The 12,985-nt window shown below is 40.2% G+C and carries 8 protein-coding genes; all 8 read left to right on the forward strand.

Annotated elements, in window-relative coordinates; all coding sequences use genetic code 11:
- The first annotated feature begins 24 nt into the window (after positions 1 to 24).
- The 8 genes from gpG (at position 25) to ACLHK8_RS01535 (ending at position 12,963) form a co-directional block, all read left to right on the forward strand.
- The gene (gene gpG / locus ACLHK8_RS01500; RefSeq protein ID WP_323708948.1) at positions 25 to 369 is read left to right on the forward strand and encodes a phage tail assembly chaperone G; all 345 of its coding nucleotides are present in this window, start codon (positions 25 to 27) and stop codon (positions 367 to 369) included.
- Positions 370 to 446: 77 nt separating this feature from the next.
- Positions 447 to 584, forward strand: coding sequence for a hypothetical protein (locus ACLHK8_RS01505; protein ID WP_323708947.1), 138 nt, complete (start codon positions 447 to 449; stop codon positions 582 to 584).
- 22 nt (positions 585 to 606) lie between these two features.
- A complete protein-coding gene (locus ACLHK8_RS01510; protein WP_434520373.1) occupies positions 607 to 5,199 on the forward strand; it encodes a phage tail tape measure protein in 4,593 nt (1,530 codons plus the stop codon).
- On the forward strand, positions 5,196 to 6,944 hold the full coding sequence (locus ACLHK8_RS01515) for a distal tail protein Dit (protein WP_434520374.1): 1,749 nt from the start codon (positions 5,196 to 5,198) through the stop codon (positions 6,942 to 6,944). Before ACLHK8_RS01510 ends, ACLHK8_RS01515 begins: the two co-directional genes overlap by 4 nt.
- A gap of 17 nt (positions 6,945 to 6,961) precedes the next feature.
- Positions 6,962 to 9,505 carry a phage tail spike protein gene (locus tag ACLHK8_RS01520; protein WP_434520375.1) on the forward strand — a complete coding sequence of 848 codons (2,544 nt, stop codon included), beginning with the start codon at positions 6,962 to 6,964 and terminating at the stop codon, positions 9,503 to 9,505.
- Positions 9,505 to 12,516, forward strand: a complete 3,012-nt coding sequence (locus tag ACLHK8_RS01525; protein ID WP_434520376.1) for a hypothetical protein — start codon at positions 9,505 to 9,507, stop codon at positions 12,514 to 12,516. The genes ACLHK8_RS01520 and ACLHK8_RS01525 overlap by 1 nt, the downstream gene beginning before the upstream one ends.
- Positions 12,516 to 12,749, forward strand: a complete 234-nt coding sequence (locus ACLHK8_RS01530) for a hypothetical protein (protein WP_367364894.1) — start codon at positions 12,516 to 12,518, stop codon at positions 12,747 to 12,749. Before ACLHK8_RS01525 ends, ACLHK8_RS01530 begins: the two co-directional genes overlap by 1 nt.
- Positions 12,742 to 12,963, forward strand: coding sequence for a hypothetical protein (locus ACLHK8_RS01535; protein ID WP_367364893.1), 222 nt, complete (start codon positions 12,742 to 12,744; stop codon positions 12,961 to 12,963). Before ACLHK8_RS01530 ends, ACLHK8_RS01535 begins: the two co-directional genes overlap by 8 nt.
- The last annotated feature ends 22 nt before the right edge of the window (positions 12,964 to 12,985 follow it).

A 12,985-nucleotide genomic window follows, 5' to 3' on the forward strand; every position in this document is an offset into this window, starting at 1 on the left:
CCTTTTTTATTTGGAGGGAAAATTATGGCTAAAGAAATTACGATACAAATTCTCAATGAAAAGGGAAATAAACAGACATTTAAGCAGAACTTTATTCCTGCGTCTAAGGTTATTCGAGCTCTGGATTTGATTGAACAAAATAATTCAGAGCGACCAATGAGAGATGTTATCGCAGAACGACTTAACTTTATGGTTGAAGTTTTTGATAATCCAAAAATTACCGAAGAGACGTTGCTGGATGGAATTAACGGTATTGATTTGATGAACACTTTATTCGATTTTATTTGTAACGTTGCAGGTGTGGACCCAAAAGCGATGCTGGCGATGGAAACGGAGTCACAATCCAAGAAGCAAGACGACAAGTCTTAGCGGCAATTGATGCGATTGTTGAAACTCGCCAGGGATATACATTAAGCAGCGTTTTAAACGACGTTGATTTTGACACATTGTCAGAAATTATTGGGGCAAGCCAGACTGATAAGTCACAGCAAACCAAACACGGTGTGTCTGTACGTCCTGGTCATTTTGGAGTTGACCCAGGTAACGCACCAGTAATGAGTTTAAAAGATTTTGCAAAACAATAATTAATGAAAGGAGGATAAAAATATGGCAGATGAACCATTAGGAAGAATGGTTATTGAGTTAGGACTTGATCATTCTGATTTTGGTAAAGGACTACAAGGGGCTAAGAGTGAAGTTAAATATGCCATGGCTGACATGAAGTCAGCTATGTCCGTGATTGGACAATCTGGGAATAAGCTAGATGTTTTGGGTGCCAAAGCTAAGGGCTTAACGTCTGTGATGAGTGCACAGCAGAACGTTGTTCAGAAATTAGGCAAGTCGTATAACGATTCGTTTGTGAATGGTAAAGCTACTGCACAGACAGGAAAATTAGCTACACAGTTGCAAAATGCGAATGCCAAGTTAGCTTCTTTGGCTACTCAATATAAAAACAATGCTGCCGCCATGGCTAAGGCACGAGTTGAAACGACTGGTTTCACAGGTGGTTTAAATAAGATTAGTAAATCCGCAATCACCGTTGGAACGTCAATGAGTAACATTGGTTCTAAGATGACCAGTAAAGTGTCAGTTCCAGTAGTTGCTGGATTGGCACTTGCGACTAAGGCAGCTGTTGACTTTGATTCACAGATTCAACAGATAGGGCCACTACTAACAAATGGTGGTGCTGTTACTGCTAAATTCAAAGCACAATTAGACGAGATGTCGACGGCGTCTAAGAATTGGTCTAAGACTTATGGTGTTTCAACAACCGAAATTAATAACGGCATGGCTGAATTAGTTCGTCGTGGGTATACAACTGCACAGGTACTTGGCTCTATGCCAGCAATTCTTAATGCTACTAAGGCTTCTGGTGAAGACATGGGAACTGTCATGAATGCGACGGCCTCTATTGTTGAACAATTTGGGCTTAAATCTAGTTCAACAGCTGCGACATTGAAGAACACCACTATGGTTACTGATGCATTAACCTATGCTGCTAATGCAACGGCTAGTGGTTTTGGTGATATGTCTGATGCTATGAAGTATGCTGGCCCAGTTGCTTCTAGTTTAGGACTATCTGTTCAACAAACTGCCGCTGCTATTGGTATCTTAAGCAACCGTGGTATTGAAGGGCAGAAAGCTGGTACTGGTTTACGTGGAATTTTAACATCATTGGTTAAACCAACTGCTATGGCTCAAGATGCTTTTAAGAAAATGGGGATCAGCACAAAAGAATTGCAAAACGATTCTCATGATTTGCCACAATTAATTTCTGATATTACTAAAGGAACCAATGGTTGGAGCAAGGCTGAACGTGGTAAAGCTTTAGCACAGGCTTTTGGCAAAGAAAATCAAACAGCTATGAATGCACTGGTTTCAGCTGGTTCGAAGTCACTGCAGGACTTAACTGACAAAACTAATGCCGCTGGTGGTGCAACCAAAAAAGTTGCCGATCAAATGAACAATACATCGGCAAATAACGTTAAGAAATTAACAGCTTCGTTGCAGGTGTTAGGAATTGAGATTGGCGAGAAACTAGTTCCAAAGTTATTACCACTTGTTAATGACGTAACTAAAGCTGTAGATGGATTCTCTAATCTTGATGATTCAACCCAAGACACAATTATTAAGTTTGCGTTGTTAGCTGCAGCTGCCGGACCAGTTTTAAATGTAGTTGGAAAATTAACTTCTGGGTTCGGTTTAGTTGGTAAAGGAATCGTTGGAACTGTAAGTAAGTTTGAACAAATGCGTGCTAAGTCCCAAGCCGCTAATGAAGTGATGACATTGCTACAAGGTGGTACCAAGAGCCTAGGCGGTGAATTAAAACTTGTTCAAGGAAGTGCAGCGAGTGCTACTAGTTCATTGAGTGCTGTAAATGGCACAGTCTCAAGTGTCAACGGGACAGTTGCAACCGCTAAGACTGGAATGAGTTTGTTTGGTACAGCTTTGACAACAACCGAAGCGGGAGCTGGTGTACTTGGCAGTTCATTGACAGTTGCAGGTGCAGCACTTGCTGGTGTTGGAGTAGCTGCTGTCGCTGGTGCTGCAATCTGGTATGGCTATGGAAAATCAGCAAGTGAATCAGCACAAAGAACTAAAGAATGGGGTTCTGATATCGGTGCTACAGCTTCTGATGCTGCCAATGATTTCGGTAGTTTTGAAACTAAAGCTTCTACTGCTTTGACAGATTTTGGGAATGATGCCAAGAGTACAGCTAAAACTGTGCAGACTGCATTTAAAGGCATGGTTACTTCTGCAAGTAAAAATGTAGATAAAACATACAGTAATGCAAAAAAAGAAGCTGATAAAGTTGGTGGTGTTGCTGGTGCGGCTATCTTGAAACAGGCCGAAAAAGAGCATAGTGCTAACGAAAAACGCATTACTGATATGCAAAAAACGGCAAAACAGGTTGATACAATTACTTCTGAATCTGCAAAGACAGGTGTCAAACTGACTTCTGATCAGGTCACCACAATTGGTAATTTGCAACGTAAGATGGCTCAAGATGAAATTGAAACTCTTAATCTTAAGTCAAAGCAAAAGAAAGCCGTGTTAGCTGCTGAACTTGGTGAAACAACCACTATGACCAAGAAACAGCTTGCAAGTACTGAAAAGGCAATTGGTGATGCGTCATATAAAGAAATGGATGCTTATAACAAGCAAACTGGAGAACTTCACAAAGCCCAGAAAAAAGGCAACATTTCAACAGCAGCAATGAATGCCGGCCTAGAAGTCTTACAAAAGAAACATAACGCCACCATGACACAGCTTGGTGAAGATTATATTCGTACAGGTAAAGCTCAAGGCAAGAGCATGTCGCAAATTGTTGAGGATATGGCACAGAATGGCTTCACAGATGTACAAGCACAAAAGTCTATGAAAGCTTATCTTGCTAGTTTGAAGCAAACAGCAGGATCAGCAATTAGGATTACTGGCGATATGAGTAAATCTACTAGATCTGCAGCTGAATCATGGAACAAGATGGTTCTTGATCCTAAGACCGGGAAGGTTAAAACCAATGCACAAGAAGAAGTAGATAAAGCTGCCAAGTCCAAAGACAAATGGAACTCCATGATGTTGCTTCTTAAAAAAGGAGAAATGAGTTCTAACGCAGCTGCTATGGTTGGAGTTGCTGCAGTCCAAACGGGTAAGTGGAATGGCTTAAGTCTCAAGGAAAAGCAAGCGATGATTCGTTCTAAAGGCGGGGACGACCTTGCTAAACTTATCACTGACGGTAAGCAATGGAACAAATTTACACCAACCGAAAAGAAAGCAATCATTAGCGCTAAAGGCGGATCTGAATTACTCCAAGTAATGACTAGTGCCAAAACTTGGAATAAATTAACGCTTACTGAAAAGAAAGCTGTTATTAAAGATAACGCCACGGCAGTCATGAAACAGGCCAATATCAATCTTCAAAAATGGAATGATTTAACGCCACGTATGAAGACGGTTATGGCAACTGCTAAAGGCACCTCTGATGTTGCTAAAGGCATAAAGAGCGTTGAGAATTGGAATAGTCTTCCAACTAAAGAAAAGAGACTGCTAGCTAATGATTCAAATGCAACCGAAGCACTCAAAAGGGCTGGAGTTAATTACAAACAATATCAAAACTTGCCTAAGAATGTCACTAAGAATTTGTTGGCAAAGGACAGTGCGTCCAAAAATGCCAGTAAGGCAAAAATCTCTGTTGGTAAGTATGGTCAGTTAAAGGTTTCTAGCAAGAGTCTTAAAGCGATTGATAAGGCTAGTGGGCCATCAAACAAGGCAACTAATGCTGTTAAAACATTTAGTGGATCGAAAGTAACAACTAAGAGCTTGACTTCTAAAGATAAGACCTCTTCGCCAGTCAATACTGCTCGGGGAAGTTTAACTCGTTTTAATGGAACAAAAGTTTTATCCAAAACTGCTACTGGTCATGATAAAACATCATCACCATTGACGAGTGCTAGAAATTCGCTGACCAGATTTAATGGTACTGGAATGACAGCTAAAACGGCTCTTGGTCATGATAGTGCCAGTCAGTCAATGGGAACAGCACGTACTAGTGTGACACGATTTAATGGAACTCCAATTTCAAGTAAAACTGCTCGTGGTGTTAATGCGGCTAGTGGTCCAATTGGAAGTGCAATTAGTGCAGTAAAGAATTTTATGTCATTGCCTAGTCTAATTTCTAAAACCGTTCAAGTTATTCACAAGGTGATTACTGGTAAAGCTACCGGTTCAATGGGAACTGATGGGAATCCAATCATGGTTAATGACCAGGAAGGACCAGTTTTCCGTGAATTAGTTAAGTATCCGGGAGCTGCTCCCTTTATTCCTCACGGCAGAAATGTAATCCTGAATGCTCCTAAGAATACGAAAGTTATTCCTGCTGGGTTGACGGCGCAAATGTATAAGATACCACAGTATGCGAAAGGAACGATCAGTCCTAGCTCGTCTGTCTTACAAGCAGCTCAATTGGTTAACGACGCAACATCAGTTACTCCAGTTAGCAATCCTGTTTCGATAGATAATGGTAATTTATTGCAGCAGATTATCGCCAGTTCACAACAGCAAAGCGAGTTATTAAAAACTCTGATTAATGCTGTTGGCAGCATTCGCCTAACAGACAAGATGATTGCAAATGCAAATCAAAGGTATACAGCCACAAATTTAAAATTAAGTAATTACGGAAAGGGGATAACCGGTTTATGATAACAGGTCAAGGCGAGTTTATTTTTGATGGGATTAATTCCCGAACCGATTTAAATATTGTTACGGCTCAAATATCAAAGCCGATAAGTCCAGAAATAACTAATTCTTCACAGCCAGTGCCAGCCAGATATGGTGTGATTAATTTAGGTAATTCATATGGAGCCAAGACGGTAAATATCACAATAACAGTGATGGCCAACACTAGAGAAGAATTAGCGGAAAAGTCACACAATTTGGCTAATGCATTTATCAGACCGAACGATGAAGGCGCTGTGTATTCTATGATTTTTCCGGATGAACCAGATGTTGAGTACTATGGAATATTTACAGAAATTCCAGAGTTAACGCCGGTGCAAAAGGGTGTGTGGGATTCCACCACAACACTCAAGTTCTACATGCCTGATCCACGTGGCTATATGCCACAACAGACGGTTCAAGTAACCGAGAATCCATTTGTATTTACACCAGATGGAACGGGAAAAACTGCACCAGTTTATAGATTTACGCTTCACAAAGACATAAACGAAATGGGAATGGCATTATCATCTGATGACAATGAATATGTTGATGTTGGTATGGATCAGTCTGTAGATGACGATGGTAATATTGCTGACAATGAGCCTTTAATGGTTAATGATCCTTGTAATACGTTATCGCAAACTAGCTGGGTAGCAGTTTCAACTGCACCGTTTCCAATTTCTGGAACAGTAGCTGGCAGTTTTATGTCCAATGCAGAATCAATATCCGTCAAACGTAGCCCTAACAATACGAGTGCTATGTTTGATTATGGCAATGTTGCTTACAATGGGTGGACAGGACCAATGATGGTTCATCAGTCGTTAACGAATACGTTAAACGATTTTGATCATGTGTTTCGAATGCACCACGAAAAAAACTATTATCGTGGAATGTCCAAATCAGAAGTGTATTGGATGAACGGTGACCAGAAAAGTGTGGCACGTTTTTTGATTCAAGATCAACAACAAGGAGATGCCACAAAATTATATATTTATTTTGGTCCATCCAATCATGAGAAGAAAATATATGCAGGAACTCTGGAATTAAAAAACAAGAAGAATAAAAAAGATACTGTAACAGTAACTAAAAAAGGAAAAAAGGTCACATATACTGGTAAAGGTAAAAAGAGAAAAAAGAAAACTACGACTATTTATTATCCAAAGAAAATAAAAATTACTGACTATGAAAACACTGATTACTACAATAAGTGTGAATTGCAATTTCATACAAGAAAAATTGGTAGAAGAATTGTCTTGGATGTAAATAAAGTGGATATTAAGACTGGCAAGACCGGTAGTTATATTATCAAACATAAGGTAATCAACTTACCAGCTGACAGTAATTTCAATTATTCAACTATGGCTTATCATCCAGCTAAACATAATATTACAGAGGATAGCACTAACCCTAAGACTAATAAGCCAAATAAATTATATAACTATGGCTGGAATTCAATTAGTTCTTACACGGTCCATGCTATTAATAATGGCGGAAACACTAAAGCCGTACCACATGTGATTGCACATAAAGATGACCAGATAGTGATTGATTGTGAAGAAAATCAAACATATTTGATCAGTGGCGCAAGTGTTACATCTTTAAACAAAGAAATTTCTTGGGGATCAACATACCCGTTATTACAAGGCGGAAAAGCTGAGAGCATTGGTTTCAGTCCTGGAATTGAAGATGCAGATATAGAATTCGACTATAGGCCAACCTATAGATAGGAAAGGAGGTCTATTTTTTGTATGTAATTTTAGACAAAAATTTAAATAGGGTTGGCATGCTGACTGTTAGTGGCGGCTTTGGAACATGTCCTTTTTGGGGGGATTCTGTCGAAGTTCAAATTGCTGATCAGAGTAATAGTCCAACATTAGATGATCAAAGTGAATCTTTCAATACCGTTGATCCCAACGCAAATACAAAGAATTGGAATCACACACTGTCATCAATTTACGTGCCATATGGATATCCAGAAACCGAGGAAATTGTCCAAGGAGCTCATCTTGCTTATAAGGATAAAACCAATAATCATTGGTATGTAATGAGATTGACCGACATTAAAGACGTTATTGACGCTTCTGGTACACATTACAAATCTTGTGTTGGCGTCAATTTGGCGATTTGGGATTTAATCCACACTAAATTAGATGATCTTAAGGCGCCAATGGCAAGCTGTGAAGATGCTTTCCGAGCATTGCTTGCCAAGACAAGCTGGACGATTGGCACAGTTGAAGAGACCGGTGGTACAGCCTCGATTACATTTTCAAAGTCAGAGAACGCACAGGCAAAATTACAGGCATTATGTCAAACATATGACTGTGAAATTGACGCATATATGGAGTTTGATTCTGCTGGGCAACCAACAACTAAAACTTTCGACATCGTGCATGAGCTAGGCGTTGATGATGGTGTTCCGGTAACATATGGCGATGAACTAGTAAGTATGGAGCGAGTAAGCACAGATGAGAACTTGTTTACACGGCTATATCCATATAATTCAAATGGTGATGGTATTGAAGATGTGAATAACGGTGTTCCATATGTAGAAAATGTTGAAGCTAATGATGAATACAATACTCGAATTGTAGGCGTCGATGGCCCGAAATTCCTTGAAGGTTCCATAACTTCTAAGTCGATCGAAAACCATAGTGCTTTAAGAGATTGGGCGAAAGGTATTCTTGCAAAGTTTGATCATCCAAGGATTAATTACTCAATTCAAATTAGCAGTAATTTTCAAGCGGGATTAGGCGATCACATTAGAATTAAAGATATGGAGATGTTACCTAAAGCAGCTGTTGATGCACGTGTTATTCAGAAGACAGTCTCGCAAGCCGACCCAACACAAAATCAAGTGATTGTTGGTGAGTTTGCAACAGTCAATGTCATAACACCGAATCTCATTGCTCGATTGCAAAATCAGATTAATAGTCGGATGCAGAATCTAATTAATGACATTAAAGATGGGAAGAAGGTTGCCGTTATCCATCTGGTCACACCAACCGGTGCTAACTGGACAATGGCAGAGGACTCTAAGACGGTCATTGCTAAGGTGTTTGTGGATTCGACTAACCTGAATGCCTATCTGTCACCGTCTGCATTCATCTGGCAAAAAACTGATCCAATAACTGGTGTGCATGATACGGCATGGGAAGATAAGCATGTTAACGATGGTGCACAGATCACGTTAGATGATGGTGATGTGGGGACAATCACTTGCAAGATTGATGGTGAATTTCTTAAAGCTGAGGCCGAAATAGTAATCGAAGAAAACTATACACAGGTTTGGTCGTATAATTTTAAAAACAGTTTTAAGGATCCATGGGGTGAAGGCATCTATAAAGCACCCCAGTATGTCCACATTGATAATGACAATGGTTTTATGATTTTCTCGTCTGGTTATGACAATGATGCAGCTAGTACAAAACAACGTGGTCCAACGTCTGATACTAAGTATCACCGTTTTAAACTTGATGGTACGTATATGGATTCAATGGTATTACAAGGTGGCGGTCATGGTAGCAGTTTTGGTTATCGTTTTGTGGACGGCATGCCTGAAATATGGACAACCATTCAAACTAAGAGTGACGGCGATTTCTTGGGACGTGTTAAATATCAGCCAAACACGGTTGTTAAACTTGGTGATAAATCAGTCATTAATATGTGTAAACTCAAAAACTTTAAACGAATTTCTGTAGATTTTGAACATGGCTGGGTGCTTGCAGTAGCTGCTTCAAATGGGGCTGTAGAAGTTACATCTATGGATAACGTTAAAGCTAGAAAATGGACACCAACATACAAGTTCAACACATCTGACTATGACTTCAAACAATGGAATGGCGACTATGTTGACGGTGATCATGAATTGCAAAGTAATGATATTTATTTTCCTTATGTATTCCTCAATGCTGGACATTATAACAATAGGGATAAGCGACTATCAATCTGTGTCAATGTGGTTACCGAATCACTAGTCTTTAGGCATACTGACACACCAAAAATGTTACCAGACGGCTTGATTGTTGATCCGGTTACTGATGCATCAATGCCGTTCGAGCCAGAAACAATTGCTTACTATCCGAATAATGGCAGTCCATATTTGTTGCAGGGGTTTGATTATCACAGAACTAATGATACTGGATCAGGAACTAGCGATAGTCTAGCCACACTATGGAAGACGGACTTAATTATGCGTGATGATTCCGGTGATGTTACGGATATAGACGAGACAGCCAATGATGATACCGCTGATGGTGCTGATAGCGTTGATGAAGGAGGTGAGACTTAATGAGTAACCAAATTATTGCCGAGGCTAGTATCGATGTTAATAAAGCACCACGACAAGCTGAAAATGCACAGCAAACCGCTGATAAGGCGTTTTCTGGCGTTGGTAAAATTAACGATCCTAATCAATTGGGCCCAGCTGAAAAGCAAACACTAAGACGCAAGTACCAAACTGATAAGCTTGCCTACGATATGGACATTAAGGTGCTAATGGACGCTGGATTACCAACAGCCGGACTACAGAACACTATGAACGCCTTGGATAGCTTTATCACACCTTACTTTAAAGATATGGGTAAAACAGAAACGGTAGATAGAGACCGGCTTAATCAGGTCTTTAATGACTTTGATACGGCGGATAAAAACTCAAGCAACGCCTTTAACAGCATGGTTTCTAACGCCGCTAAGGGTGCGAAAGAAGCTGGAGCACAAGCAAGTGCTGCTGCTAGTGATGCTAGTGTCCAAGCTAGCGTAGCGGTAAGCAATGCCAATGCCGCACAATCAAGTGCTATGGCAGCAGCTAATCAAGCCGGTTTTGCCAGCGATACAAGTGTACAAGCAAGCCAAGCTGCAAGTAGTGCAGTAGCTAGTGCAATGAATGCTCAAAGTGATGCTAGTTCTGCAGTAACCCAGGCATCGTCCGCCGCAGCTGACTCTAAAGATGCCAAGCAAATTGCTGGAGCAGTTAGTCAGAGTTATAAGATATTAACAGACGGATCGACTATGACCATTGCTGAGTTACAGGGTGGTCTAGCTGCTAAGTTGACTAAGACTGATTTGGATGGATATTCTACCCAGACGTGGACTCAAAATCAGATTAAAATGACTGCCGATGGAATTAATGGCACTATGTCCAGTATTAAGGGTACTGTTGACGGGCAGACAACCAGTATTAATACCTTGCAAGCTGACTCCAATGGGTTTAAAGATCAATTTACGACAGTCAACGATACTATCGGTCAACACACAACTGATATTGGTACTTTGCAAGCATCATCTAAAGAATTGAGTTCTAATTTTAGTTCTTTGAATACTGACAACAACACTAACAAGAATGATATTAGTCAACTCAAGCAGACTGCCACGAAAGTCAGTAGCACTTTAGAAACTGTTCAGACACAGGTACAAGATAGTTCAGTCGGAACTAACTTGCTAGTTGGAACAAGTAGAGATTTAAAGACCGCACCAGATTCATCTGGTAGCACTTGGGGTGGTAGTCTTCACAATTTTAGTTCAGACGAGCTAAGCATTTTAGCAAGTAACCAAGTCACGGCAAGAGTTTTTATTCACAACACAACGACTCACACTGTTAATTTGGTGATATGGACTGATAAGGGTAACTTTGGCGTCGGAACAGGTGTCCCTGCTGGTACCGATGGATATTCAACAATAACTGCCTATAACGCTACCTCTAGTAGTACATGCGGAGATATTGATATTAGAGCCTATGCAGAAAACGCCGCAATTAGCGGGGTACAATACAAGGAACTTAAATTAGAAAAAGGCAGTTTAGCTACTGATTGGTGTCCTAATCCGGCAGACAATGCAACTGTCACGGCTCTTACGCAGGTTAAACAGACGGCTGACAGTGCACAAACACTAGCAACCAACAACCATGACGATATCACCAAATTACAAGTTACGGCCAAAGGTCTACAATCTACCGTTAGCGACAAGGTATCTAGTGACCAACTAACGCAGCTTAGCGGCCAACTGACCAATAAAATCACCACAGCTAGCAATGACGCCAGCAGTAAGATGGTACAGACGATCAACAGCGCCGGAGTTGGTTTCAAGAATCCGGATGGCACTACGTATACTTTTAGCCTGTCGGCTGGTGGCACGGCTTTACTAGACTTCAACAAAATCATGTTAAATGGCCAGACCAACATCAAGGCCGGTACGATTGGTACCGCCCAGATTGCGGACGCCACCATTACTAACGCTAAGATTGCTAACTTTGATGCCAGCAAGGTTACTACTGGTATCCTAGATGCTAGTCACATCAATGTTGACCAGTTAATTGCTAATGGCATTAATGGTAAAACTATCACTGGTATAACCGTTAATACGCCAACATTAAATCTCGGCTTAAACGGTCAATTCACTGAATCTTATAACTACACACAAGATACCAGTTGGTTTTTACCCAAAAAGGCTAGTGGCGATGTAACATTTAATCATGGCGTCATTGAAGATCAAGGCACTATGCAAAGTTATGTAAATGGTACTTGGGGAGCTATTAATGATAGTTCCGTGTTCACGTCTGGCATGACAAATAATGTTTGGACAGAATATGCGCCGGGTTATTATAAAATTGATATGTATAAGCAAGGTAGTACAAGCAACGTTCTGCAAAGAACCTATGCAGATCCAACTGGATATTACTATACCGACGCTGCTGGAGACAAGTCTTATCTGGGTAATGTTTTACAAACACCTCAGGTCCAAACTGGCAGCTTATTTTCCACAACTTTAAATCAAATGCCAGGTGATTTACGTATGCGTGTTGTTGCTAATGGAAGCGACTGGGGTTTGCAGGTTGGCTCGTATTCAGGCTCCGAAGCCGTTTTAAGTGATTTTATTTACAATTTCACATCGTCACGATCATCTAACGTCTATATCACTGCAAACGGTCATTTATCTAGGTCAACATCTGCAAGCAAATATAAATACAATATTAAGCATGCTATTGATGAGGATAGTTTGGCCGATAAGCTGTTAACTATGCACGTCTCAACTTGGAACGACAAACACGCCGTTGATAGTTATGCACAAACCCTAACAGACAATACCAAAAGTGAAGACATTTCAATCAAGGACAACTATGGTTTGATTGCAGAGGACTTACGTGATGCTGGGCTTGACATGTTTGTTGAGTATGGCAATAACCATACGATCGAAGGAATTGAGTATGATCGTGCATGGCTTCCTTTATTACCAAAGATGCGACAAATGAACGATAAAATTAATGAATACGAGCTAAGAATTTCTAAATTGGAGGCAAAAAAATAATGAATGATTTACAAATTGGTACTATCTCTATTGCAGATAATAATGACCTAGGCAATAGCGGTGTTACTATGCGCCAAATTAATTATCTAGCAACATATGATGATCACACACATCTGGAAGGCTTTATTCTAATCAATGATAATGACTTCACGGCTATGTCAATGAATGATGTTAAAGCTCAAATTAAAAAATCAATTGTCACAAATTTAGGAGGTACCGTAGCCAATGGCTAATAAAAATAATCATGAGCAAATTAAGCAAGAGAACGAGTCACTTAAGCAACAGGTTGCACAGTATCAAAATAAGGAACAGGTTACCAATGTTGAAATCTACAATTTAAATCAGCATATTATGGAGCTTGAACGAACCAAAGCTGATTTACAGGTCACCATTACTATGGCTCAACAGCAACTTAAACAAGCACATGAAACGTCAACTAACAAATAGCTGGCGTTTTTAATACACAAAA

The organism is Pediococcus sp. M21F004, from assembly GCF_051122535.1.
Lineage (GTDB): Bacteria > Bacillota > Bacilli > Lactobacillales > Lactobacillaceae > Pediococcus > Pediococcus inopinatus.